Origin of the sequence: Streptomyces sp. NBC_00328 (genome assembly GCF_036139655.1) — a bacterium.
Taxonomy (GTDB): Bacteria; Actinomycetota; Actinomycetes; order Streptomycetales; family Streptomycetaceae; genus Streptomyces.
The window spans coordinates 2,784,549-2,809,754 of record NZ_CP108013.1; the positions used below are offsets into that span (position 1 = coordinate 2,784,549).

Here is a 25,206-nt window from a genome sequence, read left to right on the forward strand (position 1 = left end):
GAGGGTCCGCCGGTCCGGTGGACCGCTCCGGGGTGATCACCGTCGTCGGTACGGGCACGGGGGCGCCGCTGTCCCCGGACGCCGGGGCCGTGCTCGCCGGGGCCGGGCTGGTCGTGGGTGCCCGGCGGCATCTGGCGGCGGCCCGGCTGCCGGAGCGGGCGGAGCAGGTGGTGCTCGGACCGCTGGCACCCGCCCTGGACCGCGTCGAGCGGTACACGGACGACGGGGCGCGCGGGGGCCCGGTCGTGGTGCTCGCGTCGGGCGACCCCGGGTTCTTCGGGATCGTGCGGGCGCTCGCGGAGCGGTTCGGGACCGGGCGTCTCGACGTCCGCCCCGGTGTCTCCTCGGTGGCGACCGCGTTCGCCCGGCTCGGACTGCCCTGGGACGACGCGGTGGTGGTCAGCGCGCACGGGCGCGATCCGCGGACGGCCGTCCAGGTCTGCCGGTCGCGGCCCAAGGTGGCCGTGCTGACCGCTCCCGGGTCCGGGCCGGCCGAGCTGGGCGCCGCCCTCGCCGACGCGGGCGCCGAGCGCGTCCTGGTGGTGGCGAGCGCCCTCGGCGATCCGGAGCACGAGCGTGTCGAGCGGGTCACGCCCGCCGAGGCCGCCGCCCGCGACTGGGGGCCGGCGGTCAGTGTCGTGCTGTGCCTGGACGCGTCGCGGTCCCTGGCTCCCGTGCGGACCGTCGCCGGTCCGGCGGCCGGTCCCGGCCGATGGGCCCTGGACGAGAGCGAGTTCGCCCACCGCGACTCGATGATCAGCAAGTTCGAGGTGCGGGCGCTGGTGCTGGCCCGGATCGGGCCGCGGCTCGGCGACCTGGTCTGGGACATCGGCGCGGGCTCGGGGTCCGTCGCCGTGGAGTGCGCGCGGTTCGGTGCCGCGGTGACCGCGGTCGAGAAGACCCCGGACGGCTGCGGCCGGGTCCGCGCCAACGCGGCGGCGCACGGCGTGGACGTGCGGGTCGTGCAGGGGGCCGCGCCCGGCGTGCTGTCCGGCCTGGACGCATCCCACGATCCGGACGCGGTCTTCATCGGCGGCGGCGGGCGTGAACTGCCCGAGATCGTCGCGGTGTGCGCGCGCCGGGCCCGGCGGGCCGTCGTGATCGCGATGGCCTCGCTCGACCGGGTGCCGGCCGCCCGGGACGCGCTCACCGCCGCCGGATTCACCTGCGACGGCGTCCTGTTGCAGTCCTCGCGGCTCGCCCCGCTGCCGGGTGAGGTCTCCCGGCTCGCGGCGGCCAATCCCGTCTTCGTGCTGTGGGGCGTCCGGCCTCCGGCCACTACCGAAGGAGTCCCCCAGTGATCGGCCTGATTTCCGCGACGGCGGCGGGCACGACGGCCCGTGACCGGCTCGCCGCGGCCTGGTCCACGCGTACCCGGGTGTACGACGGGCCCGTGGCGGACGCCGTGCGGCGGGCCTTCGCGGAGTGCGACCAGGTGGTGTGCTTCCTCGCCACGGGCGCGGTCGTACGGCTCGTCGCGCCGCTGCTCTCGGACAAGGGCTCGGACCCCGGGGTGGTGTGCGTCGACGAGGCGGGACGGTTCGCCGTGTCGCTGGTCGGCGGCCACGCGGGCGGGGCGAACGAACTCGCCCGTGAGGTGGGCGAGTTGCTGGGCGCCGAGCCGGTGGTGACGACGGCGACCGACGCGGTGGGGGTGCCCGGTCTCGACACCCTCGGCCTCCCGGTGGAGGGGGATCTCGCCGGGGTCTCGCGGGCCATGCTGGACGGCGAACCGGTGGTGCTGGAGCGGGAGTCGCCCTGGCCGCTGCCCGCGCTGCCGCCGAACGTGGGCAGTCCGGCGGCGCCGGGAGCCGCGGTCGTCCGGGTGAGCGACCGGGTCCGGGAGGGGGCCGCGCGCGAGGTCGTCCTGCGTCCGCCGTCCCTCGTCGTCGGTGTCGGCGCCTCCCGGGGCGCGCCCGCGGAGGAGGTCCTCGGACTCGTCGTGGACGCCCTGCGCGAGGCCGGTCTCTCCGTGCGGTCGGTGGCCGAACTCGCCACCGTCGACGCCAAGTCCGAGGAGCCCGGCATCGTCGGGGCCGCCGGGCGCCTCGGGGTCCCGCTCGTCACGTACACCGCCGAGGAGCTGGCGGCGGTGGCGGTCCCGAACCCCTCCGGCGCGCCCCTCGCCGCGGTGGGAACCCCTTCCGTGGCGGAGGCCGCCGCGCTGCTGGGCGGGGGTGAACTCCTCGTGCCCAAGCGGAAGTCGGTACGGGCGGACGGGCACCCGGCGATGGCGACCTGCGCGGTGGTGCGCCGCCCGGCGCGCGGGCGGCTCGCGGTCGTCGGCCTCGGCCCCGGGGCCCGCGATCTGCTCACCCCGCGGGCGACGGCGGAGCTGCGGCGGGCCGCGGTGCTCGTCGGTCTCGACCAGTACGTCGACCAGATCCGCGACCTGCTGCGGCCCGGCACCCTGATCCTGGAGTCGGGTCTCGGCGCCGAGGAGGAGCGGGCGCGCACGGCGGTGGCCGAGGCGCGCCGCGGACAGGCCGTCGCGCTGATCGGCAGCGGCGACGCGGGCGTGTACGCGATGGCGTCGCCCGCGCTGGCCGAGGCGTCCGACGACATCGACGTGGTCGGGGTGCCCGGGGTGACGGCGGCGCTCGCGGCCGGGGCGATCCTCGGCGCGCCGCTCGGCCACGACCATGTGTCGATCAGCCTGTCCGACCTGCACACGCCGTGGGAGGTCATCGAGCGCCGGGTGCGCGCGGCGGCCGAGGCCGACATCGTCGTGACCTTCTACAACCCGCGCAGCCGGGGCCGGGACTGGCAGCTCCCCCAGGCGCTCGCGATCCTCGCGGAGCACCGGGCGGCGGCGACGCCGGTGGGTGTGGTGCGCAACGCCTCCCGCCCGGACGAGTCGAGCCGGGTCACGACGCTGGGGTCCCTGGATCCGGGAATCGTGGACATGATGACCGTGGTGACCGTCGGCAACACGGCGACCCGCGAGATCGCCGGGCGCATGGTGACCCCGCGCGGCTACCGCTGGCAGAAGGAGACCGATTGAGCCGAGTGAGCGAGGTGTTCCCCGGGACCCGGGGCGTGCGCCTCATCGGGCAGGAGTCCGTCCGGCGGCCGCTCACCCGCCCGGACACCTCGCGGCGTCCGCCTTCGGCGCGCGCCCTGCCCCACCCCTTTGTTCCGCGGGCCCACCAGGCCCCGACGACCACGCGGGCCGAGCCGGCCCCGACGACCACCGCGGCCCATCCGGCCGCCAAGGAGACATCGTGACCACCCCTCCCCCCGCGCTGCTCGTCGCCGGACACGGCACCCGCGACGAGGCCGGAGCCGAGGCCTTCCGTTCCTTCGTACGGGAACTGGGCCGCCGCCACCCCGAACTGCCCGTCGCCGGCGGGTTCATCGAGCTGTCGCCGCCGCCGCTCGGCGACGCCGTCGGCGAACTCGTCGGACAGGGCGTACGGCGTTTCGCCGCCGTGCCGCTGATGCTGGTGTCGGCCGGGCACGCCAAGGGCGACATCCCGGCGGCGCTGGCCCGTGAGAAGGAGCGGCACCCAGGGATCTCGTACACGTACGGGCGTCCGCTGGGCCCGCATCCGTCGCTGCTCGCCGTGCTGGAGCGACGGCTGGACGAGGCCCTCGGCGACACCGCGGCGACCCCCGAGGAGCGGGCCGAGGTGACCGTGCTGCTCGTGGGCCGCGGCTCCACCGACCCGGACGCCAACGCCGAGGTGCACAAGGCCGCCAGGCTGCTGTGGGAGGGCCGCGGGTACGCGGGGGTCGAGACGGCGTTCGTGTCCCTGGCGGTGCCGGACGTGCCCTCCGGCCTCGACCGCTGTGTGAAGCTGGGCGCGCGCAGGATCGTGGTCCTGCCCTACTTCCTGTTCACCGGCATCCTCCCGGACCGGGTACGGCGGCAGACCGAGGACTGGGCCGCCGCGCACCCCCGGGTCGAGGTGGGTTCCGCCGACGTCATCGGTCCCGAGCCCGAGCTCCTCGACCTGGTCATGGAGCGCTACCGGGAGGCCGTCGCGGGCGATCTGCGGATGAACTGCGACTCGTGCGTGTACCGGATCGCGCTGCCCGGCTTCGAGGACAAGGTGGGGCTCCCCCAGCAGCCCCACTTCCACCCGGACGACGACGGGCACCACCATCACGAGGGACACGCGCATTCCCATGCCCACTGAAGAGGCCGCCGAGGGCGGGCACGATCTGCGGCACCACGGGGACGCCGAGGTGCGCGACGACGGCTCCAAGCTGACCGATCTGGCGGTGAACGTCCGGGCCGACACCCCGCCCGCGTGGCTGCTGGACCGGATCGCCGCGTCGCTGCCGTCCCTCGCGGCCTACCCGGACGGGCGGGCCGCGCGGGCGGCGGTGGCGGCGCGGCACGGGCTGCCGGTGGAGCGGGTGCTGCTCACGGCGGGCGCGGCCGAGGCCTTCGTGCTGCTCGCGCGCGCCCTGAGGGTGCGCCGGCCGGTCGTGGTGCATCCGCAGTTCACGGAGCCCGAGGCCGCCCTGCGGGACGCCGGCCACACGGTGGGCCGGGTCCTGCTGCGCGAGGAGGACGGCTTCCGGCTCGATACGGCCGCCGTCCCCGAGGACGCCGATCTCGTCGTGATCGGCAATCCGACCAACCCGACATCGGTGCTGCACCCGGCCGGGACCATCGCCGGACTGGCCCGTCCCGGGCGGGTGCTGGTGGTCGACGAGGCGTTCATGGACGCGGTGCCGGACGAACGCGAGACCCTGGCCGGGCGGACCGATGTCCCCGGTCTCGTCGTGCTGCGCAGTCTCACGAAGACGTGGGGCCTGGCGGGGCTGCGGATCGGCTACGTACTCGCCGGCCCCGAGACGATCGCCCGGCTGGAGCGCGCCCAGCCGCTGTGGCCGGTGTCCACACCCGCGCTCGCGGCCGCGGAGGCGTGCGTGTCCTCGCAGGCGCTCGCGGAGGCGGCGCACGCGGCACGGCGGATCGCCAAGGACCGGGACCATCTGGTCGCGGGGCTGCGGGAGTTCGCCTGCACCGACGGGCTGCGGGTGGTGGAGCCGGCGGAGGGCTCCTTCGTCCTGGTCCGGCTGCCGCGGGCCGCCGGGGTGCGCCGTGTTCTTCGCGATCTCGGGTTCGCGGTACGGCGCGGGGACACGTTCCCCGGACTCGGGGACGAGTGGCTGCGCATCGCGGTGCGGGACCGGGCGACGGTCAACCGGTTCCTTCAGGCCCTGGACCGGGCGATGACCGTCGGCGGGGGCGGCGGCGGAACGGGGATCGTTCCGCCCCGGCAGCCCCCGTCGCACGGGCCGCCCCCGCCCGGCCCCCGTCCGGAGCCGCCGCGGACCCCCTCCACGGCCTGACCGGCCCGTTCCTCGGGCCCCGGACGTGCTGCGCCCGTTCGGCCCGCTCCGGCGCTCGGGGAGCAAGGGTTCAGGCGCCCGCCGGGGCGAGGCCACCGTCAGTCCCATCGGTGCCGGGGGCGGGGCGGCCCTCGCCCCGGGCCGTGGCGCCCGTCGGCCGCAGCACACCCGGTACGGCGGCCTTCGCCCCCGAGCCCCCGAGCCGCACCAGGGGCGAGCCGACCGTCAGCCCCGGCGGCATCGGGGCACAGCGGCCGTCAGCTACGGCGGCGACGGGAGACGGCGACCGCTCCGCTGCCCGCGGCGAGCAGCGCCACCGCGCCGCCGGCCAGGTACGGCGTCATCGAACTGCCGCCGGTCTCGGCGAGTCCGCCCTCCTCGCGAGCGCCCTGCGGGCTCGGCTCGGCTGCCGGCTCGGCTGTCGGCTCGGCGGACGCCGAGGGACTGGCCGGCGCGGCCTCCCGAGCGGGCGCGGCCGGTGACTCGCAGGTGGCCTTCGCCAGGGTCACCGTTCCCTCGACTTCAGCCACGTTCAGCTTCAACGGGTTGACGGACACGTTGAGTTCGAGCGCCGACGCGGCGGCCGTACGCGAGGTGGTCTCGGTCTTGGAGAGGTCGAGCCGCACCTCACCGACCCCCGGCACCTTCACGTGCGTCGGGCCGCCCGTCGTCAGGGTGACCTTCTTGCCGAGCACCTTGACCGATCCCAGCAGGTTGGCGGTGGCGACGGGCTTCTTCCCGGCCTCGCAGGTCGCCTTCGAGGTCACGTCCTGGACCTCGATGAGCGACAGCAGCGGCAGCCCGGGGACATGGACGGCGGCGTGCGCGAGGCGGGTGGAGCCCTCGGCCTTCTCCGCGGAGACGGTGGCCTCGGCGGTGGCGACGTCCGCGCGCAGCACGCTGAACGGACGTCCGTGGTCGACGCCGTCCAACTCCGCGGTGAGCGCCGTCTTCTCGGCACTCCGTGGTGCCTGCACCTCGTTCAGGGAGACCTCGAGCGGGACGTTCACGGTCTTGTTGAGGAGGGACACGTCGAGTCCGGTGCGGAGCACGACGGCACTCGCGCGGCCGTGGTCGTCACTCGCGTGCGCTGAGCCCGCGCCGGCCAGCGCGGCGGGACCCGCGGCGAGGACGGTGGCGGCCGCTGTGACCGCGAAACGGCGTGCGGGCATGCGGCGGCTGATGCTGTTCAAGGGTGGGACCCCCCTAGGAGAAAGCCTGGGACCCGGAAAGAATTACGCACTGAGAGTGAACAGTCAGGCACCTGACGTGAGTTCACTCCATCGTGGATTCTCCGCGCACGTCTTCGAATCCCTGGGCACGGTTGTTCCCCCTGTCACTCGCTCACCGTATGAGGACGAACGCGCTGGTTGACGCCGCGGCCGGTGCGCCGTCGGCACGCCGAAGCGCCCGATGATGTTCAACGAGCACGCCGCCCCGGCCGTCACGCTCCGTCAACCACGCCCGCCTCAGCCGACGATCCGCCCGTTCAGGACCACCCGCCGCGGATCCGCGAGGACCCGTACGTCGTCGCGCGGGTCCCCTTCGTAGACCACGAGGTCCGCCGGCGCCCCCTCGTCGAGACCGGGCCGCCCGAGCCAGCGCCGGGCGCCCCAGGCGGTGGCCGAGAGCGCCTCGACGGGCGGGATGCCGGCGGTGACGAGCTCGGCCACCTCGGCGGCGACGAGGCCGTGCGCGAGGGAGCCACCCGCGTCGGTGCCCACGTAGACGGGGATTCCGGCGTCGTACGCGGCCCGCACGGTGTCGTAGCGGCGCTCGTGGAGGCGTCGCATGTGCGCGGACCACTGGGGATACCTGGCCTCGCCACCGTCCGCGAGCCGCGGGAAGGTGGCGATGTTCACGAGGGTCGGGACGATGGCGACACCGCGCTCGGCGAAGAGCGGGACGGTGTCCTCGGTGAGGCCGGTGGCGTGCTCGATGCAGTCGATGCCCGCCTCGACCAGGTCGCGGAGCGAATCCTCGGCGAAGCAGTGCGCGGTGACCCGGGCGCCGAGCCGGTGCGCCTCGGCGATCGCCGCCTCGACGGCCGCGCGGGGCCAGCAGGCGCTCAGGTCGCCGGTGCCGCGGTCGATCCAGTCCCCGACGAGCTTGACCCAGCCGTCGCCGCGCCGGGCCTCCTGGGCGACGTACGCGACGAGGTCCTCGGGCTCGATCTCGTGGGCGTAGTTGCGGATGTAGCGGCGGGTGCGGGCGATGTGCCGGCCCGCACGGATGATCTTCGGGAGGTCGTCGCGGTCGTCGGTCCAGCGGGTGTCGGAGGGCGATCCGGCGTCCCGGATCAGCAGGGTGCCGGCGTCGCGGTCGGTCAGCGCCTGCTTCTCGGAGACGTCCGCGGGGACCGGGCCGTGGGCGTCGAGGCCGACGTGGCAGTGCGCGTCGACCAGGCCGGGCAGCGCCCAGCCCTCGACGACGCGGACGTCACGGGCGCCGCCGGGGCGCTCGTACGAGATCCGGCCGCCGACGACCCACAGCTCGTCGCGGACGTCGTCGGGTCCGACCAGGACCCGCCCCTTCACGTGCAGTACCGGGTGATCGCTCATGTCACGCACCTTAGTGAGGCGGCCCGCTCTCCCCGCTCCCCCGGTCCGCTCCCGGCCGGCCTCACCCGGTCGGCACCCGCCGAGTCCCGCCCGGTCACGCCCGGTTCCGCCCGGCCGGTCCTACTCCGGGTCCGCCGTGTCCGGTGTCTCCTCCTCGACGTCGGCCATCGCCGGGTCGAGCAGCCGGGACAGGAAGTGCCGTGTCCGCTCGTGGGCCGGATTGCCGATGACCTGCGCCGGGACACCGTCCTCGACGATCACGCCGCCGTCCATGAAGACGACCCGGTCGGCGACCTCGCGCGCGAAGGTCATCTCGTGGGTGACGACCATCATCGTCATGCCCTCGTCGGCGAGCATCCGCATGACGGCGAGGACGTCGCCGACGAGTTCGGGGTCGAGCGCGGAGGTCGGCTCGTCGAAGAGCATCACGTCGGGTCCCATGGCGAGCGCGCGGGCGATCGCGACGCGCTGCTGCTGGCCGCCGGAGAGCGAGGCCGGATAGGCGTCCGCCTTCTCCGCGAGGCCCACCCGGGCGAGGTTCTCGGCGGCGGTCCGGGTGGCCTCGTCCTTGCTCCGCCTCAGCACCCGGCGCTGCGGCAGCGTGAGGTTCGCGGTCACCGACAGATGGGGGAAGAGGTTGAACTGCTGGAAGACCATGCCGATACGGCGGCGTACGGCGTCGATGTCGACGTCGGGGTCCGTGACCTCCGTACCGCCCACGAACACCTGGCCCTTGGTGGGTTCCTCCAGGAGGTTCACACAGCGCAGCAGGGTCGACTTGCCGGAGCCGGACGGGCCGATGACACAGACGACCTCGCCCCGGGCGACCTCCAGGTCGATGCCGCGCAGGACCTCGTTGTCGCCGAAGGACTTGTGCAGGTCCTTCACCTGGATCTCGGGTGTGCTCACTTGGACACCTCCCCCGACTTCGCTTCGAGACGCCGTACGACGAAGCCGAGCGGGATCGTGACGAGCAGGTAGCACAGGCCCGCGACCAGGATCGGCGTGGAGTTGGCGGTCGTGCTGGCCAGGTCGCGGCCGTACTTGGACAGTTCGCGCTCCTCCAGGGTGACACCGAGGAACAGCACCAGCGAGGAGTCCTTGAACAGGGTCACGAGTTCGTTGGTGAGCGGCGGGAGGATGATCCGGAACGCCTGCGGGACGATGATCGAGACCATGGCCCGCGCGTGCGAGAAGCCCAGCGAACGGGCCGCCTCCATCTGCCCCTTGGGCACGGCCTGGATGCCCGCGCGGAACGTCTCGGCCATGTACGCGGCCCCCACCAGACCGAGCGCGATGGCGACCTTGCCGTACGTTCCGCCCGGGATCTCCGTGCCCGGGAACGCGAGCGGCACCGCGACACCCACGAAGATGAAGATCACCAGGGCGGGCAGCCCGCGGAAGACCTCGATGTAGATTCCGGCGAACCAGCGGTAGGGGCCCACCGAGGACAGGCGCATCAGGGCGATGACGATGCCCAGCACGAGACCGACGACGAAGCCGAACGTCGTGTAGAGGACGGTGTTCTTCAGCGCCAGCGTGATGACGTCCGGGAACATCTGCTTGACCAGGTCCCACTGGAAGAACTGGTTCTTCAGACGGCCCCAGTCCGCCGTGACCGCGAAGGCGATCACGACGGCGGCGAAGACGACGTACTGCGCGCCGCGCGAGAGCGAGCGCTTCCGGCGCCGGCTCAGGCCGGACCTGCGGGGCTGGACGGGTGCACCGGCATCACTCATGAGGCGGACGGGGAGGCGGAGGCCGCTGCCGCGTCGTACGGGCCGATCCACTTCTCGTAGAGCTTCTTGTAGGTGCCGTCGGCCTTCGCGTCCGCCAGGGCCTTGTTGATGGCGGCGACGAGCTTGGTGTTGCCCTTCTTCACCGTGAAGCCGTACTGCTCACCGGTGTTGATGTTGTCGGCGACCTCGAAGGCGTCGGCGTTGGCCTTGTCCTTGAGCCAGCCCTGGACGACCGGGTAGTCGATGACGACGGCCTGCACCTGACCGCTGCGCAGCCCGCTGAGGACCGCGTCGGAGGACTCGAAGGAGACCGGGTCGAAGCCCTGCTGCTTCGCGTAGTCCTCGCCGGTGGTCTGCGCCTGGGCGCCGAGCTTCTTGCCCTTGGCCTTGACGTCGGCGAGGGAGGTGATCCCGCTGTCCTTGCCGACCAGGACGGCCTGGGTGGCGTCGAAGTACGGGTCGGAGAAGTCGACGTTCTTCTTGCGCTCCTCGGTGATCGTCATACCGGCGGCTGCGAGGTCGCACTGGTCGGAGTTGAGGAACGCGCCCGTCTTGAAGTTCTCGAAGGGCGTGTCGACGATGGCCTGCTTCACGCCCAGGTCCGCGGCGACGAGGTCGATCAGCGACACGTCGAAGCCCTGCACCTTGCCGTCGATCTCCGACTGGAAGGGCGGGTACGGCAGATGGGTGCAGGTGGTGAGCTGACCGCTCTTGACCAGCGGGACCCCGCTCGCGGTCGTGGTCTTGCCGCCTCCGCTGTCCGAGGAGCAGCCGGCCACGAGCAGCAGCCCGGCCGTGGCGGTGATGGCGGCCGGAACACGGGTCCGGCGTCCGGTGACCGAGTACACGGGGACCTCCAGTGGGGGGAACAGAGGGTTCTGATTATAAGGAAAGGTTTGGGTCGCTCAAATCAATCCGATGGCCGCTGGGCCGTCTGGCCTCAGAATTCGCCGGTCCGGGTACGCGGGGGGCCGCCGGTTACGCTCTGATCGTCGACCCCACCGTGAGCGAAGAGAGCACCGCCGTGACCCACCCCTTCCTTGACCTGGCGCCGCTGAGCGCCGCCCGCTTCGCGTCGATCGAGGACCGTGTGGCCCGGCTGCTCGGCACCGCGCAGGACGTCGTGATCATGCAGGGCGAGGCGCTGCTCCCCCTCGAAGGGGCCATCCGGGGCACGGCCGGTCCGGGCACCACCGCGCTGAACGTCATCACCGGCCCCTACGGCCAGACGTTCGGGAACTGGCTGCGGGACTGCGGGGCCACCGTGATCGATCTGGCCGTGCCGTTCCACACCGCGGTCACCGCGGAGCAGGTCCGTGAGGCCTTCGCCGAGCACCCGTCGATCGACTTCGTGTCGCTCGTGCACGCCGAGGCCGCCACCGGGAACACCAATCCGGTGGCGGAGATCGGCGAGGTCGTACGCGAGCACGGCGCCCTCTTCTATCTGGACGCCGTCGCGTCGATCGGCGCCGAGCCGGTGCTGCCGGACGCCTGGGGCGTGGACCTGTGCGTGATCGGGGCGCAGAAGGCGATGGGCGGTCCCGCCGGGGTGTCGGCGGTGTCGGTGAGCGAGCGGGCGTGGGCGCGGATGGCCGCGAACCCCGCCGCGCCGCGCCGTTCCTACCTCTCCCTGCTGGACTGGAAGGAGCGGTGGGTCGACGGCGGCCGCACGGCGCTGCTGCACGCGCCGGCCCAGCTGGAGATGCTGGCGCTCGAGGCCTGTGTCGAGCGGATCGAGGGCGAGGGTCTCGACGCGGTGATGGCCCGTCACGCCTCGGCCGCCGCGGCCACCCGGGCGGGAGCGGTGGCCCTCGGCGGGGGCCTGGCCCCGTACGTGGACGCCGCCCGTGACGCGGCGCCCGTCGCCACCACCCTGCGCGTGCCCGAGGACGTGAACGCGTCCGCGGTGGTCGCGAAGGCACTGGCCGCGGATCCCGCGCTGCCGCTCGCCTCGGGCGGCGGCGCTCTCGCGCAGTCGATGATCCGCGTGAACCACTACGGCCCCGACGCCACCCGGGATGCCGTCCGTGCCGGCCTCGCGGGGCTCGGCGCGGCGCTGGCCGAGTCCGGCTTCCCGGTGGACCTGGAGGGAGCGCGCCGGGCCGTGGCACTGGCCTGGGGCTGATCCGGAGGAGACCGGCGGGGGTATCCGCGCCTCCGCCGGGTCACCGGACGGGAACGCGTGCGCGCCGCACCCGCGATGGCGCGGGAATTCCACATCCACTCCCCGTTTATCCTGCTGCCAATTCGGACCCGAATTCTTCCGGATTCCTCGAGTTTCCTTCGGTGCAGCTTCCCGCATTCTTCTGCCCGCTCTCCCCGTGCTTAAACGCAAAGATTTCGCGAACACGAGCAGGCGCGATTCGGGGAGATCTCCTGCACATTTCATTCCTGTGACGCACTCCACAATGCGCCCGTTTTATGTGGTATTTTCTGGGCGAAGCCGCCCATAAAGGCACTCTTCTCGGTGACCTTTCACGGGCGCGTGATAACACATGGGTGCGTCGCGCGTAACCCCGCCCGACGATGCAATCTGAACTTTCCGTCGGTAAATTCAACCCGCATGACCGTCGCCCAAGCAGACCTGTCAGCGGAATTCCTGGAAATGCCGGAGGGCCTTCGGATCGACCGTCCGGAGGTGGCCGACGGGGCCGCCCTCTGGCGTATCGCCAAGGACTCCCGGACCCTCGACCTGAACTCCTCCTACAGCTACCTGCTGTGGTGCCGTGACTTCGCCGGCACCTCGGCGGTGGCACGCGACGCCGAGGGGCGTCCCGTCGGTTTCGTCACCGCGTACGTGCGCCCCGAGCGCCCCGAGACCCTCCTCGTGTGGCAGGTGGCCGTCGACTCGGCACACCGCGGCCGCGGGCTGGCCGCACGGCTGCTCGACGGGCTGACCGCGCGGGTGGCCGCCGAACGCGGGCTGTCCGTCCTCGAGACCACCATCACGCCGGGCAACACCGCCTCCGAGCGCCTGTTCACGTCGTACGCGAGGCGTCGTGGCGCGGCCGTCGAGCGCGAGGTGCTGTTCGAGACGGGCCAGTTCCCCGACGGGCCGCACGACCCCGAAGTGCTGTACCGCATCGGCCCGTTCTCCGTCTGAACCCCCTCCTTCCTCCCCTCCCCCACAGTTCGAGGAGCGAATCGCCTTGACCATCACCCAGCCGGACCTGAGTGTTTTCGAGACCCTGGAGTCGGAGGTCCGCAGCTACTGCCGCAACTGGCCCACCGTCTTCGACCGGGCCCGGGGCAGCCGCATGTACGACGAGGACGGGCACGAGTACCTCGACTTCTTCGCCGGCGCCGGATCGCTGAACTACGGACACAACAACCCCGTGCTCAAACGGGCCCTGATCGACTACCTGGAGCGCGACGGCGTCACCCACGGGCTCGACATGTCGACGACCGCCAAACGCGGCTTCCTGGAGACCTTCCAGAACCTGGTGCTGCGGCCGCGCGACCTGCCGTACAAGGTGATGTTCCCCGGTCCGACCGGCACCAACGCGGTCGAGTCGGCGCTGAAGCTCGCGCGGAAGGTGAAGGGGCGCGAGGCGATCGTGTCGTTCACCAACGCCTTCCACGGGATGTCGCTCGGCTCGCTCGCCGTGACCGGCAACGCCTTCAAGCGGGCCGGCGCCGGTATCCCGCTGGTGCACGGAACCCCGATGCCGTTCGACAACTACTTCGACGGCCAGGTCCCGGACTTCCTGTGGTTCGAACGGCTCCTGGAGGACCAGGGCTCGGGCCTCAACCAGCCCGCCGCGGTGATCGTCGAGACCGTGCAGGGCGAGGGCGGCATCAACGTCGCGCGGCCCGAGTGGCTGCGCGCCCTCGCCGACCTGTGCCGCCGCCGCGACATGCTGCTGATCGTCGACGACATCCAGATGGGCTGCGGACGGACCGGCGCGTTCTTCTCCTTCGAGGAGGCGGGGATCGTGCCCGACATCGTGACCGTGTCCAAGTCCATCAGCGGGTACGGGCTGCCGATGTCGCTGTGCCTCTTCAAGCCCGGGCTGGACATCTGGGAGCCGGGCGAGCACAACGGCACCTTCCGCGGCAACAACCCGGCGTTCGTCACGGCCGCCGCCGCCCTGGAGGCCTACTGGGCCGACGGGTCCGCCATGGAGAAGCAGACCCGCGCCCGCGGCGAGCAGATCGAACAGGCCCTGATCTCCATCACCGAGGAGAACCTCGCCGACGTCAAGGAGTACCGGGGCCGCGGGCTCGTCTGGGGCCTCGAGTTCAAGGACAAGGCCCGCGCCGGACGCGTCGCGCGGCGCGCCTTCGAACTCGGGCTGCTCATCGAGACGTCGGGACCGGAGAGCGAGGTCGTGAAACTGCTGCCCGCCCTCACCATCACCCCCGACGAGCTCGACGAGGGCCTGCGCACCCTCGAACGCGCCGTCCGCGAGACCGTCTGACCGGACGGCCGCACCCCACAAGAAGCACGACCAGCACGAGAGAGGTATCGCACCAGCGTGATAGTCCGTTCGTTCAAGGATGTCGAAGGCACCGACCGGCACGTGAAAGCGGCGACCGGCACGTGGGAGAGCAAGCGCATCGTCCTCGCCAAGGAGAAGGTCGGCTTCTCCCTGCACGAGACGATCCTGTACGCGGGTACGGAGACGCGGATGTGGTACGCGAACCACATCGAGGCCGTGCTCTGCGTGGAGGGCGAGGCCGAACTCACCGACGACGAGACCGGCGAGAAGCACTGGATCGCGCCCGGGACCATGTACCTGCTGGACGGCCACGAGCGCCACACCCTGCGTCCCAGGACCGACTTCCGGTGCGTCTGCGTCTTCAACCCGCCCGTCACCGGACGGGAGGACCACGACGAGAACGGCGTCTACCCCCTGCTCACCGAACCCGAGGAGGTGTGACACACCGATGACCACACCGATGACCACACGCACCGATCCGTACCCCAGCCGCGCCGCCACCGAAGTGGCCGTGCCCCGCCAGGACCCGGTCGTCTGGGGCGCTCCGGACACTCCCGGCCCGATCTCGGTCCCCGAACTCCACTCCTACGAGCGCGACGGGTTCCTCTCCGTCGAACAGCTCATCGGCGAGGACGAGGTCGCCGTCTACCACCAGGAGCTGGAACGGCTCGTCACCGATCCGGCGGTCCGCGCCGACGAGCGCTCGATCGTCGAGCCGAGCACGCAGGAGATCCGGTCCGTCTTCGAGGTGCACCGGATCAGCGAGGTCTTCGCCCGTCTCGTGCGCGACGAGCGCGTCGTCGGCCGGGCACGGCAGATCCTCGGCTCGGACGTCTACGTCCACCAGTCGCGGATCAACGTCAAGCCGGGCTTCGGGGCCAGCGGCTTCTACTGGCACTCGGACTTCGAGACCTGGCACGCCGAGGACGGCCTGCCGAACATGCGGACCGTGTCCGTCTCGATCGCCCTGACCGAGAACCACGACACCAACGGCGGCCTCATGATCATGCCGGGGTCGCACAGGACGTTCCTCGGGTGTGCGGGGGCCACGCCGAAGGACAACTACAAGAAGTCGCTCCAGATGCAGGACGCCGGGACTCCCTCCGACGAGGCGCTCACCGGCCTCGCGAGCCGGCACGGCATCAAGCTCTTCACGGGCAGGGCGGGTTCGGCGACCTGGTTCGACTGCAACTGCATGCACGGCTCGGGGGACAACATCACCCCGTTCCCGCGCAGCAACGTCTTCATCGTGTTCAACAGCGTGGACAACGCCGCGGTGGAGCCGTTCGCGGCACCGGTGCGCAGGCCGGAGTTCATCGGGGCGCGGGACTTCACGCCGGTGCGGTGACGCCTCCGGCGGGGTGAGCGGGAGACGGGCGGCCCCGGGGAGCGCGTTCTCCCCGGGGCCGCCGGCCGTGTCAGCCGGCCAGCACGTCCAGCAGACGGTCGACGTCGGCGGGCGTGTTGTAGAGGTGGAACGACGCCCGCAGGTTGCCGGAGCGGTTGGACACCTCGATGCCGGCCCGGCTCAACTCGCCCTGACGGTGGCCGAGTCCGGGCACGGAGACGATGGCGGAGCCGGGCGCGGGCAGCGCCTCGTGGTCCAGCGCGGTCAGCCCCGCACGGAACCGTCCGGCGAGGGCGAGGTCGTGCTCGCGCACGGCGTCCACGCCGAGTTCCTCGATCAGGGCAAGGGAGTGGCGCGCCCCTGCATGGGTGAACAGGGCGGGGCTGACGTCGAACCGGCGGGCGGAGTGGGCGAGTTCCTGCACCGGGCCGTAACAGGCGTCCCAGGGCCGCTCCGCGGCGACCCAGCCCGCGTACAGCGGGGTGAGCCCGCCGAAGTCCTCGGGCACCACGAGGAAGGCCGCGCCGTGCGGGCCCAGCAGCCACTTGAAGGTGGTGCACACGGTGAAGTCGTAGCCCTCCGCGTCGATCGGCAGCCAGCCCGCCGCCTGGGAGAAGTCGACGTAGGTGCGAGCTCCGTGGGCGCGGGCCGCCTCGCGCAGCGCGGGCAGGTCCGCGATCCGGCCGTCGGCGGACTGGGCGGCGCTGACCGCGACGAGCGCCGTGCCGGGCCGTACGGACTCGGCGAGCCGCTCCAGCGGTACGGCGCGCACCTTGAGGTCACCGCGGACGTGGAACGGGTTCAGCACGGAGGTGAAGTCGTCCTCGGCGGTGAGGACTTCGGACCCCGGCGCCAGCCCGGAGGCGACCAGCGCGGTCTGGGCCGCGACGGACGGGCCGGCTGCGACCCGGGCGGCCGGGACACCGGCCAGCCGGGCGAAGGAGGCGCGGGCCAGCTCGACGTCCTCGAAGAGGGAGTCGATCGGCCTGCCCGCGGCCCGCAGGGCCACCGCCTCGTGCAGGGCCGCGACGGTACGGGCGGGGAGCAGGCCGGTACTCGCGGTGTTCAGGAACGTGTTCTTCGGGGCGAACTCGGCACGGACGAGGGTCTCGAAGGTCTCCATGAAACCACTGTGGGCCCGGACGATGCCCAAGTCCATTGCGGACTTTTACGCGGTTTCCCCAAGCAGCGCTTATGAATGGGCCCCGACCTGCGTCTTCCGGCGCCGGGGCCCTCTCCCGCGCTTCTCAGTTCTGCGGAACGGCGCAGCCGTCCGGGCCACAGGCCTCGGCGTCGCCGGCCTCGTCCTGGATCAGCGTGAGCCCCGGACGCTCGCCCCAGGCCTGGGACAGCGCCTGCGCGAAGACCTCGGCGGGCTGCGCGCCGGAGACCCCGTACGTGCGGTCCAGCACGAAGAAGGGGACGCCGTTCGCGCCCAGCTCGGCGGCCTCGCGCTCGTCGGCGCGGACGTCGTCGGCGTAGGCGGCCGGGTCGGCGAGCACCCGGCGGGCCTCGCCGGCGTCGAGCCCGGCGGCGACGGCCAGCTCCACGAGCCGCTCGTCGTCACCGAAGACGGTCCGCTCCTCGGCGAAGTTGGCCTGGTAGAACAGGCCGATCAGCTCGTCCTGGCGGCCCCGCGCCTTGGCGAGGTGCAGCAGGCGGTGCATGTCGAAGGTGTTGCCGTGGTCGCGGTCCCGGGTGCGGTACGCGAGCCCCTCGGCGGCGGCCTGCGTGCCGAGGTTCTCCTCGCCCGCCTGCGCCTGGGCCTCGCTCATGCCGTACTTCTTGGTGAGCATCGTGATCACGGGCTGGATGTCACCCTTGGCGCGACCGGGGTCCAGCTCGAACGAACGGTGCACGACCTCGACCTCGTCACGGTGCGGGAAGGCGTCCAGCGCCTTCTCGAAACGGGCCTTTCCGACATAGCACCACGGGCAGGCGATGTCGGACCAGATCTCGACGCGCATTCTTCGGCTCTCTCCAGGTCGTGCGGATACGGGACATCCTCCAGGGACGTCGTTTAGGTGAACGTTCAAGCGGCTCGGGTCATTCCCCGGCCACGGCCGCGCGCCCGGCCACGGCCGCGCGCCCGGCCACGGCGTACCGCAGATACAGGTGGTGATCACCCTCCTCGGGCGGGTTCTCCGGATCGGGGACCCAGCCCAGGCGGGCGTAGAAGGCCTGCGCGCGCAGATTGTCGACGTGCACGTCGAGGGTCGCCGTGCGCTTCCCGTCCGCCTGCCACTCCTCCACGCAGGCCGCGTGCAGCGCCCTCCCGATTCCGGCCCGCCAGCGGTCGGGGTCGACGTGGAACTGGAAGAGCCTGACCGTGTCGGCGGGCGCGCCCTCGGCCGTACGGAACGAGGCGATGCCGACCATCCGGCCCTGCGCGACGGCGCACAGCACATGTGCGTCGGGGCGGGCGATGGAGCCGCGCCAGGCCTCGGCCCAGTCGACGTCGCCCTGCGGGACGCCGTCCGGGTAGTACGTCGAACGGGCCCGGAAGTGCAGATCGGCGATGGTCTCGGCCTCGACGGGCACGGCGGTGCGGATCACCAGCGCGCCGGTAACACGTCCACTGATCATGCAACGGAGGACGTCACGGCTCCGGTCACGGTTCCGTGCCGGCTGAACTGGGTCCGGTACGCGCTCGGGGTGAGACCGGTCCGGCGGACCACGTGGGCGCGCAGCGAGTCGGCCGTGCCGAGTCCGCAGGCCGCGGCCACCTGATCCATCGGCAGGGTCGTGGTCTCCAGGAGTTCCTTCGCGCGTTCGACGCGCTGGTGCAGCAGCCACTGAAGGGGACTGACCCCGCTCTCGGCGTGGAACCGGCGGGTGAGGGTGCGCACACTGACACCCGCGTGCCGGGCCAGGTCGGTGAGGGTGAGCGGCTTGTCGAGGTTGCGCATGGCCCAGCCGCGGGTGTCGGCACAGGCGTTGCCGCGCTCGGGGGGCAGCGGGGTCTGGGTGAACTGGGTCTGGCCGCCGGGCCGTACGGGGGCGACCAGGGCCAGGCGTGCGACCTCGTTGGCCACGGCGGCGCCGTAGTCGGTGCGGATGATGTGCAGACACAGGTCGATGCCGGCGGCGTAGCCGGACGACGTCAGGAACGGCCCGTCCTGCACGTACAGCACGTCTCCGCGCAGCTCGACCTGCGGGTAGCGCCGACGCATCACCTCGGCGTGGGCCCAGTACGTGGTGGCCCTGCGGCCCTGGAGCAGGCCCGCCTCGGCGAGCTGGAAAGCGCCGGTGCAGATGGACGCGATGCGCTTGCCCGCGGCGGCCGCCTCGCGGAGCGCCGCCACGATCCGCGGGTCCGGCTCGAACGGCGCCCCGGTGCCCGCGACGACCACCGTGTCCGCCTCCCCCACGGCCTCCAGACCGTGCGGGACGTGCAGGTCGAGTCCACCGGTCGTGGGCACGGGTCCCGGCTCGGCCGTGCAGACGACCACCTCGTAACCCGGCCGGCCGTCCACCACGACCTTGCCGAACAGCATCTCCGGCATCGCGAGGTTGAACAGCGCGACAGGGGAGGGGGCGATGACGGTGACGCGGTGCGGGGCGAGCCGCTCGGGCATGGCCAGAACCTCCGGAAGCATGGCGTTCAGGCCACTACTGTACGGCGCCGCGGGTCCGCAGCATGGGGACATGCCAACGAACCAGATGTCCAGGGCCTCCGAACCCGTCCTCAGCCAGCGGGAGTTGAGGCCGGAGTCGGGGTCGGGGAAGCCCTCCTCCGCACTCACCCTCACCGCCTCGCTGCTCGGCTTCGCGCTGACCTGTCTCGACGCGTCCGTGGTGAACGTGGCCCTGCCCACGATCGGTTCCTCCTTCGGCGCCGGGATGTCCGGCCTCCAGTGGGTGGTGGACGCCTACACCCTGGCCTTCGCCGCGCTGATGCTGTCCACCGGCGCCTTCTCGGACCGGGCCGGGGCGAGCCGGGCGTACGCGCTGGGCACCGTGGTGTTCACTCTCGCCTCGGCGGCCTGCGGACTGGCCCCGAACCTGCCGGCCCTCGTCGGTGCCCGGGTGGTGCAGGGTGTGGCGGCGGCGGTCGTGCTCCCGGCCTCACTGGCGCTGGTGCGGCAGGCGTACGCGGAACCGGCGCGGCGGGCACGCGCGGTGGCCGCCTGGGCGGCGGGCGGTTCGCTGGCGGTGGCGCTCGGACCGGTGGCCGGCGGCGCGCTGATCGCGGCCTGGAACTGGCGGGGCATCTTCTTCGTCAATCTGCCGGTGGGCGCGGTGATCCTGCTGCTGCTCCTCCGGGCCCCGCGCTCGCGGCCCCGCCCGGCCCCGCTGGACCTGCCCGGCCAGCTGACGGCGGTGGTGGCCCTCACGGCGCTGACCTTCGCGGTGATCGAGGGCGGGACGGCGGGCCGCCTCGCGCTGCTGACGGCCGTGGTCGCGGGCGCCGCGTTCCTGCGGATCGAGGCGCGCCAGGCGCACCCGGTGGTGCCGCTCGGTCTGTTCCGCAACCGGACCGTGGCCACGACGGTCGCCGTGGGCTCGGCGGTCAGCGTGGCCTTCTACAGCATGGTGTTCGTCTTCTCGCTCTTCTTCCAGCAGGTCCAGCACCACTCCGCGCTGTACGCCGGGCTGCTGTTCCTGCCGATGACGAGCCTGATCGCGGTGACGAACGTGGTGGCCGGCAAGATCACGGGGCGCTACGGGCCGCGGCTGCCGATGCTGGTGGGACAGCCGGTGGCAGCCGCCGGGCTGCTCGCCCTCCTCTGCGTCGACGCCCGCACGTCCCCGGTGCTGGTGGCTGTCCTGCTGGTCCCGCTGGCGCTGGGGTGCGCTCTGACGGTGCCGCCGCTCACCGCCGCGATGATGGACGCCGTCCCCGCCGAGCGGGCGGGGCTGGCGGCCGGTGTGCTCAACGCGGCCCGGCAGGTGTCCGGGGGCCTGGGCATCGCGGTGTTCGGGGCACTGGTCGCGAGCGGTTTCGAGACCGGGATGCGGCTGAGTCTGGCCGTCAGCGCGGCCCTGCTCACCGTGACGTTCGCCCTCAGCTTCCGTCTCTCAGGTCGCTCGGCCAGTCAGGCCTGAACTCGATGCCGTCGTAGGTCACCACGCAGCCCTCCCCCATCGGCGACTGGGTCATGAAGCCCACCAGCGCGGCCCCGGTCTCCTTCTCGCCGTCCAGGGTGAACAGACGGACGAAGGTCCAGCGCTCGCCGTCGCGGGAGGCGTGGAAGGCGAAGGCGCGGCCCGTGCGGCTGACCCGCAGCCAGACGGAACTGCCGTCCACGGTGAAGGAGTTGGCATCGTCGGAGTGTCCCCGGGTGACCACCGTGCAGACGGTGGGCACGTCCGGGGAGTACTCCAGGCACAGCTTCGCCCAGGCCCGCTCCCCGACATGGACGTACAGCACGCCCGCGTCGAAGGCCGCCCCGAAGCCCACCGTCACGCGGGCGATCAGCTGGAAGTCCCCCTCCGGCGAGCCGAGCAGCCTCGGCGCGTCGGAAGCCGGGTCGAGTCCTTCGCCGGTGGGCGGCACGAAGCGGTCCTGCCGTGGTCCGGCCCAGCCGGTGAGGACACCGTCCTCGTACGACCAGTTCCCGTCGGGACCGTAGGTACGAAGGGAGAAGGGGAGTTCGGGGAGTGTGATGTCCATGGCCGGAAGTCTCTCAGGTTCTCGGCCGGCCGCCCCGGGAGAAGGACCAGGCTCCTTCGGGGGACGAAACCGGGCCGTCCCCCGAAGAGGCCGGCCCGGCACACGACCGACCGCACACGGAACCGGCCCGGCCCGGAACCGGGGCGGCCCGGCACGGAACCGACCTAACGCTCCAGGCGCCCGTCGTACCGTCGGGGCAGCCCCAGCGGGTTGTCGTCGCGCAGTTCGGGCGGCAGCAGCGCCTCGGGCACGCCCTGGTAGGCGACCGGCCGCATCCAGCGCTCGATGGCGGTGCCGCCGACCGAGGTGGACGTCGAGGTCGTCGCGGGGTACGGCCCTCCGTGGTGCTGGGCCGCCGCGACGGCGACCCCGGTCGGCCAGCCGTTCACGAGGACCCGGCCCGCGAGGGGGGTGAGTTCGGCGAGGATCTCCGCACCGCGCCCCTCGCCCGCCGCCTCCTCCGCGGAGAGCTGCACCGTGGCCGTGAGGTTGCCCGGAAGCCGGGAGAGCACCGCGCCCGCCTCGGACTCGTCCTCGTAGCGCGCCACGACCGTGAGCGGCCCGAAGCACTCCTCCAGGAGAAGATCGTGCACACCCTCGGCCGCGAGCCTGCTCGCGGGCACGGTCAGGAAGCCGGGGCTCACCGTGTGCTCGCCGCCCGCACCCGGTGTCACCGGGGCCTGCACGTCCGGGAGCCCGGCGCGCTCGGCCACCCCGGCGATGAAGTTGTCGCGCATACGGTGGTCGAGCAGGACCCCGGAGGCGGTGTCGCTCACCGCTTCGGTCAGGGACTTCAGCAGGCGGTCGCCCGCCGCGCCGGCCGGAGCGAGCACCAGGCCCGGCTTCACACAGAACTGGCCGACACCCAGGGTCATCGAGCCGGCGAGTCCCGCGCCGATCTCCTCGGCGCGCTCGGCGGCCGCGGCCTCGGTGACGACCACGGGGTTCAGGGAGCCCAGCTCGCCGTGGAACGGAATCGGCACCGGACGCGCGGAAGCCGCGTCGAACAGCGCGCGCCCGCCGCGGACGGAACCGGTGAACCCGGCCGCCGTGACCAGCGGGTGCCGGACCAGTTCGACGCCGGCCTCGAAGCCGTGGACGAGGCCGACGACGCCCTCGGGGATGTCGTGCCGGCCGGCCGCGCGGCGCAGGACGGCCGCGACGAGCTCGGAGAGCGCCGGGTGGTCGGGGTGGGCCTTGACGACGACCGGGCAGCCCGCCGCCAGCGCGCTGGCCGTGTCACCGCCGGCCACCGAGAAGGCGAAGGGGAAGTTCGAGGCCGAGTACACGGCGACGACGCCCAGCGGCACCTTGTAGCGGCGCAGGTCCGGGATCGGCGGGGTGGCCGTGGCGTCCGGGTGGTTGATCACGACGTCGAGGAAGGCACCCTCGTCGACGATTCCGGCGAATGCGCGCAACTGGTAGCAGGTGCGGGCGAGTTCACCGGTGAGCCGGACCGGGCCGAGCGCGGTCTCCGCGTCGGCGGCCTCGACGAGCAGGTCCTTGGCCCCTTCGAGCAGGTCGGCGGCGGTACGCAGGAACGCGGCGCGTACGGTGCGGTCGGCGAGCGCGGAACGCGCGGCGTGCGCGGCACGGACGGAGTCGTCCACCTCCTGGGCCGTGGCCTCCACCGCAACCTGTTCCCGCTGCTTCCCGGTACGGGGGTCGACACTCCAGACTGGTGCTGCTGCCACCGCGGGTCCCTTCAGATGTGATGCCACAGTTCTTGTGTCACTCACCAGGGGTGTTCGATATGCTGAACGCTGTCTCTGATGGTGAATCTCCTGTCGGAGACTATTTCCCGTCCAACGAAGGGGTCAAGGGCGATGTCGGCAGGCGAGACAGGTGGCGGGGCGCAGGTCAAGTCCGCGGTGCGGACCGTTGAATTGCTGGAGTACTTCGCCGGCCGGCCCGGAATGCATTCCCTCGCCGCGGTCCAGGAGGCCGTCGGATATCCCAAGTCCAGCCTGTACATGTTGCTTCGCACGCTCGTCGAGCTCGGCTGGGTCGAGACGGACGCGACGGGCACGCGGTACGGCATCGGCGTACGGGCCCTGCTGGTCGGCACCTCGTACATCGACGGCGACGAGGTGGTCGCCGCGGCCCGCCCGACCCTCGACCGTCTCTCCGACGACACCACCGAGACGATCCACCTCGCGCGTCTGGACGGCACGAACGTCGTCTATCTGGCCACCCGGCAGTCGCAGCACTATCTGCGCCCCTTCACCCGGGTCGGCCGCCGGCTCCCCGCCCACTCCACCTCGCTCGGCAAGGCGCTGCTGGCCACGTACGGTGACGAGCAGGTCCGCAAGATGCTGCCGGAGACGCTCCCCGCGCTGACCGAGCACACGATCACCGACCGGGAGAAGCTCATCGAGGAGCTGCACCAGGTACGGGAGCAGGGCTTCGCGGTGGACCGCGAGGAGAACACGCTGGGGCTGCGCTGCTTCGGTGTGGCGATCCCGTACCGCACGCCCGCCCGTGACGCGATCAGCTGCTCGGTGCCCGTGGCCCGGCTCACCCCCGCGCACGAGCAGATGGTCAAGGACGCCCTGTTCGACGCCCGCGACCGGCTCACCCTGGCCACCCGCAGGCTCTGACGGCGGGACGGCCGCCCGGTGGCCCCATGAAGGATTGATGAGAAAACCGGGCGGACGGGAACGATTCGCCCCTGATCGCTCGTCCTTCTGTGCGGGATGAACAAGACGATCAGGCGTGCCGCCGTCTTCTCACTGCTGCTCGTGCTCTCTCTGCTGATCAGGGCGACCTGGGTGCAGTTCTACGACGGACAGGCACTCGCGGACGACAAGGACAACCGACGGAACGCGATCGCGCTGTACGCGAACCCGCTCGGGAACATCATCGTGGCCGGCGACGCGATCACCGGCTCCGCGGAGACGACAGGGAGCGACCTCAAGTACAAGCGGACGTACAAGAACGGCAGCCTGTACTCGGCGGTCACCGGCTACAGCTCGCAGGTCTACGGCGCGACCCAGCTGGAGGGCATCTACCAGAAGCTGCTGGACGGCTCGGACCTCCGGCTGAAGAACCCGCTGGACACGCTCACCAACAGGCGCGCCGACCCCGGTGACGTGGTCACGACGATCGACCCGGCCGTCCAGAAGGCCGCCTACAGCGCGCTCGGGAGCAACAAGGGCGCGGCCGTCGCGATCGACCCGAAGACCGGCAAGATCCTCGCGGTCGTCTCGACACCGTCGTACGACCCGACGTCGATCAGCGCGGGCGACAACAGCGTCTGGCAGAAGCTGACCAAGGACGCCGACAAGCCGCTGGTCAACCGCGCGCTGCGGCAGCCCCTGCCGCCGGGCTCCACCTTCAAGCTGGTCGTGGCCGCCGCCGCGCTGGAGAACGGGCTCTACTCCGACGTGGACGCGAAGACGACCAGCCCGGACCCGTACACCCTGCCGGGCACGACGACCGTCCTGAAGAACGAGAACGCGTCCGCTCCCTGCGAGAACGCCTCGATCCGGGTCGCGCTCCAGTACTCCTGCAACAACGTCTTCGCGAAGATGGCGGTCGACCTCGGCCAGGACAAGGTCAGGGCCATGGCGGAGAAGTTCGGCTTCAACGACACCGAGCAGGACGTGCCGGTGCGGGCGTACGCCAGCGTGTACCCCACGGGCATGGACAGGTCGTCCACGGCGCTGACCGGCATCGGGCAGTTCGACGTCACGGCCACGCCGCTCCAGATGGCGATGGTGTCCGCCGCGATCGCCAACGACGGCAAGCTGGTCTCGCCGCACATGGTGTCGCAGACCAGCGACGCCGACGGCAATGTGCTGAAGAACTACGACGACAGCGCGGACACCCAGGAGATCGTCAGCTCGGAGACCGCCCGGCAGCTCCGGTCCGCGATGCAGACGGTCGTCGAGGACGGCACGGGCACCAACGCCCTGATCCCCGGCGCGACCGTGGGCGGCAAGACCGGCACGGCCCAGCACGGCGAGAAGAACAGCAAGACGCCGTACGCCTGGTTCACGTCGTTCGCGAAGTCCGACTCGAACGGCAAGGAGGTCGCCGTCGCGGTCATGGTCGAGCAGTCGGACGCGGCGCGCTCGGAGGTGAGCGGCAACGGACTGGCGGCGCCGGTCGCCAAGGCGATGATGCGGGCGGCGCTGAAGAACTGAGGCGCGCCCCCGCAAGTGAGCGGCCCCGCACCCCATCGGGT

At 72.2% G+C, this 25,206-nt stretch carries 24 protein-coding genes; 13 read left to right on the forward strand and 11 right to left on the reverse strand.

All coding sequences use genetic code 11. The features are described 5' to 3' along the window. Positions 1 to 32: 32 nt before the first annotated feature. The 5 genes from cbiE to cobC are packed head-to-tail and all read left to right on the forward strand — an operon-like array spanning position 33 to position 5,310. Positions 33 to 1,301 (forward strand): precorrin-6y C5,15-methyltransferase (decarboxylating) subunit CbiE, encoded by a 1,269-nt coding sequence (cbiE, locus tag OG485_RS12215; RefSeq protein WP_328674340.1) that lies wholly within the window; start codon positions 33 to 35, stop codon positions 1,299 to 1,301. Next, on the forward strand, positions 1,298 to 3,004 hold the full coding sequence (gene cobJ, locus OG485_RS12220) for a precorrin-3B C(17)-methyltransferase (protein WP_328668368.1): 1,707 nt from the start codon (positions 1,298 to 1,300) through the stop codon (positions 3,002 to 3,004). Before cbiE ends, cobJ begins: the two co-directional genes overlap by 4 nt. Continuing rightward, complete coding sequence (locus tag OG485_RS12225; protein ID WP_328668369.1) at positions 3,001 to 3,228, forward strand: hypothetical protein; 228 nt, start codon at positions 3,001 to 3,003, stop codon at positions 3,226 to 3,228. Before cobJ ends, OG485_RS12225 begins: the two co-directional genes overlap by 4 nt. Continuing rightward, the gene (locus OG485_RS12230) at positions 3,225 to 4,142 is read left to right on the forward strand and encodes a sirohydrochlorin chelatase (RefSeq protein ID WP_328668370.1); all 918 of its coding nucleotides are present in this window, start codon (positions 3,225 to 3,227) and stop codon (positions 4,140 to 4,142) included. Before OG485_RS12225 ends, OG485_RS12230 begins: the two co-directional genes overlap by 4 nt. Further along, positions 4,132 to 5,310 (forward strand): Rv2231c family pyridoxal phosphate-dependent protein CobC, encoded by a 1,179-nt coding sequence (gene cobC, locus OG485_RS12235; protein ID WP_328668371.1) that lies wholly within the window; start codon positions 4,132 to 4,134, stop codon positions 5,308 to 5,310. Before OG485_RS12230 ends, cobC begins: the two co-directional genes overlap by 11 nt. Positions 5,311 to 5,567: 257 nt before the next feature. Here the strand turns inward: cobC and OG485_RS12240 are convergent, their stop codons facing one another. The 5 genes from OG485_RS12240 to OG485_RS12260 form a co-directional block, all read right to left on the reverse strand. Beyond that, positions 5,568 to 6,503, reverse strand: coding sequence for an SCO1860 family LAETG-anchored protein (locus OG485_RS12240; protein ID WP_328668372.1), 936 nt, complete (start codon positions 6,501 to 6,503; stop codon positions 5,568 to 5,570). A gap of 276 nt (positions 6,504 to 6,779) precedes the next feature. Further along, a complete protein-coding gene (locus tag OG485_RS12245; RefSeq protein ID WP_328668373.1) occupies positions 6,780 to 7,871 on the reverse strand; it encodes an amidohydrolase family protein in 1,092 nt (363 codons plus the stop codon). A 120-nt stretch (positions 7,872 to 7,991) separates the two neighbouring features. Beyond that, complete coding sequence (locus tag OG485_RS12250; protein WP_326788537.1) at positions 7,992 to 8,780, reverse strand: amino acid ABC transporter ATP-binding protein; 789 nt, start codon at positions 8,778 to 8,780, stop codon at positions 7,992 to 7,994. After that, on the reverse strand, positions 8,777 to 9,610 hold the full coding sequence (locus tag OG485_RS12255; protein ID WP_328668374.1) for an amino acid ABC transporter permease: 834 nt from the start codon (positions 9,608 to 9,610) through the stop codon (positions 8,777 to 8,779). The genes OG485_RS12250 and OG485_RS12255 overlap by 4 nt, the downstream gene beginning before the upstream one ends. Next, positions 9,607 to 10,458 carry a transporter substrate-binding domain-containing protein gene (locus OG485_RS12260; RefSeq protein WP_328668375.1) on the reverse strand — a complete coding sequence of 284 codons (852 nt, stop codon included), beginning with the start codon at positions 10,456 to 10,458 and terminating at the stop codon, positions 9,607 to 9,609. The genes OG485_RS12255 and OG485_RS12260 overlap by 4 nt, the downstream gene beginning before the upstream one ends. A 176-nt stretch (positions 10,459 to 10,634) precedes the next feature. Between OG485_RS12260 and OG485_RS12265 the strand changes: the two genes are divergently transcribed. The 5 genes from OG485_RS12265 to thpD all read left to right on the forward strand — a co-directional run bounded on the left by OG485_RS12265 (position 10,635) and on the right by thpD (position 15,400). Continuing rightward, positions 10,635 to 11,735, forward strand: coding sequence for a pyridoxal-phosphate-dependent aminotransferase family protein (locus OG485_RS12265; protein WP_328674342.1), 1,101 nt, complete (start codon positions 10,635 to 10,637; stop codon positions 11,733 to 11,735). Positions 11,736 to 12,173: 438 nt separating this feature from the next. Next, a complete protein-coding gene (gene ectA, locus OG485_RS12270) occupies positions 12,174 to 12,713 on the forward strand; it encodes a diaminobutyrate acetyltransferase (RefSeq protein WP_328668376.1) in 540 nt (179 codons plus the stop codon). A gap of 46 nt (positions 12,714 to 12,759) precedes the next feature. Then, positions 12,760 to 14,031 carry a diaminobutyrate--2-oxoglutarate transaminase gene (gene ectB / locus OG485_RS12275; RefSeq protein ID WP_328668377.1) on the forward strand — a complete coding sequence of 424 codons (1,272 nt, stop codon included), beginning with the start codon at positions 12,760 to 12,762 and terminating at the stop codon, positions 14,029 to 14,031. A gap of 57 nt (positions 14,032 to 14,088) precedes the next feature. Continuing rightward, positions 14,089 to 14,493 carry an ectoine synthase gene (locus OG485_RS12280; RefSeq protein ID WP_328668378.1) on the forward strand — a complete coding sequence of 135 codons (405 nt, stop codon included), beginning with the start codon at positions 14,089 to 14,091 and terminating at the stop codon, positions 14,491 to 14,493. Positions 14,494 to 14,500: 7 nt separating this feature from the next. After that, complete coding sequence (gene thpD, locus OG485_RS12285) at positions 14,501 to 15,400, forward strand: ectoine hydroxylase (RefSeq protein ID WP_328668379.1); 900 nt, start codon at positions 14,501 to 14,503, stop codon at positions 15,398 to 15,400. A 70-nt stretch (positions 15,401 to 15,470) separates the two neighbouring features. Here the strand turns inward: thpD and OG485_RS12290 are convergent, their stop codons facing one another. From OG485_RS12290 to OG485_RS12305, 4 genes are all read right to left on the reverse strand, one after another. Then, positions 15,471 to 16,523 carry an aminotransferase class V-fold PLP-dependent enzyme gene (locus OG485_RS12290; protein WP_328668380.1) on the reverse strand — a complete coding sequence of 351 codons (1,053 nt, stop codon included), beginning with the start codon at positions 16,521 to 16,523 and terminating at the stop codon, positions 15,471 to 15,473. A 124-nt stretch (positions 16,524 to 16,647) separates the two neighbouring features. Further along, positions 16,648 to 17,367, reverse strand: coding sequence for a DsbA family oxidoreductase (locus OG485_RS12295; protein ID WP_328668381.1), 720 nt, complete (start codon positions 17,365 to 17,367; stop codon positions 16,648 to 16,650). Positions 17,368 to 17,446: 79 nt separating this feature from the next. Continuing rightward, the gene (locus tag OG485_RS12300) at positions 17,447 to 17,986 is read right to left on the reverse strand and encodes a GNAT family N-acetyltransferase (protein ID WP_328668382.1); all 540 of its coding nucleotides are present in this window, start codon (positions 17,984 to 17,986) and stop codon (positions 17,447 to 17,449) included. Continuing rightward, a complete protein-coding gene (locus OG485_RS12305; protein ID WP_328668383.1) occupies positions 17,983 to 18,999 on the reverse strand; it encodes a GlxA family transcriptional regulator in 1,017 nt (338 codons plus the stop codon). Before OG485_RS12305 ends, OG485_RS12300 begins: the two co-directional genes overlap by 4 nt. Before the next feature lie 49 nt (positions 19,000 to 19,048). On the opposite strand from OG485_RS12305, the gene OG485_RS12310 reads away from it, so the two are divergent. Then, the gene (locus OG485_RS12310) at positions 19,049 to 20,449 is read left to right on the forward strand and encodes an MFS transporter (RefSeq protein ID WP_328668384.1); all 1,401 of its coding nucleotides are present in this window, start codon (positions 19,049 to 19,051) and stop codon (positions 20,447 to 20,449) included. On the opposite strand, the gene OG485_RS12315 is transcribed toward OG485_RS12310, so the two are convergent. Together OG485_RS12315 and OG485_RS12320 are read right to left on the reverse strand one after the other, a co-directional pair. Further along, positions 20,409 to 21,017, reverse strand: a complete 609-nt coding sequence (locus OG485_RS12315; RefSeq protein ID WP_328668385.1) for a DUF1349 domain-containing protein — start codon at positions 21,015 to 21,017, stop codon at positions 20,409 to 20,411. The two genes, OG485_RS12310 and OG485_RS12315, sit on opposite strands and share 41 nt — an antisense overlap. 164 nt (positions 21,018 to 21,181) lie before the next feature. Beyond that, positions 21,182 to 22,711, reverse strand: a complete 1,530-nt coding sequence (locus tag OG485_RS12320) for an aldehyde dehydrogenase (NADP(+)) (protein ID WP_328668386.1) — start codon at positions 22,709 to 22,711, stop codon at positions 21,182 to 21,184. A 132-nt stretch (positions 22,712 to 22,843) separates the two neighbouring features. Here OG485_RS12320 and OG485_RS12325 point away from each other — a divergent pair, with 132 nt between their 5' ends. After that, positions 22,844 to 23,617 (forward strand): IclR family transcriptional regulator, encoded by a 774-nt coding sequence (locus OG485_RS12325; RefSeq protein ID WP_151470389.1) that lies wholly within the window; start codon positions 22,844 to 22,846, stop codon positions 23,615 to 23,617. Between the two features lie 96 nt (positions 23,618 to 23,713). Beyond that, positions 23,714 to 25,165: a peptidoglycan D,D-transpeptidase FtsI family protein gene (locus OG485_RS12330; RefSeq protein ID WP_328668387.1), complete on the forward strand. Its 1,452-nt coding sequence runs from the start codon at positions 23,714 to 23,716 to the stop codon at positions 25,163 to 25,165. The last annotated feature ends 41 nt before the right edge of the window (positions 25,166 to 25,206 follow it).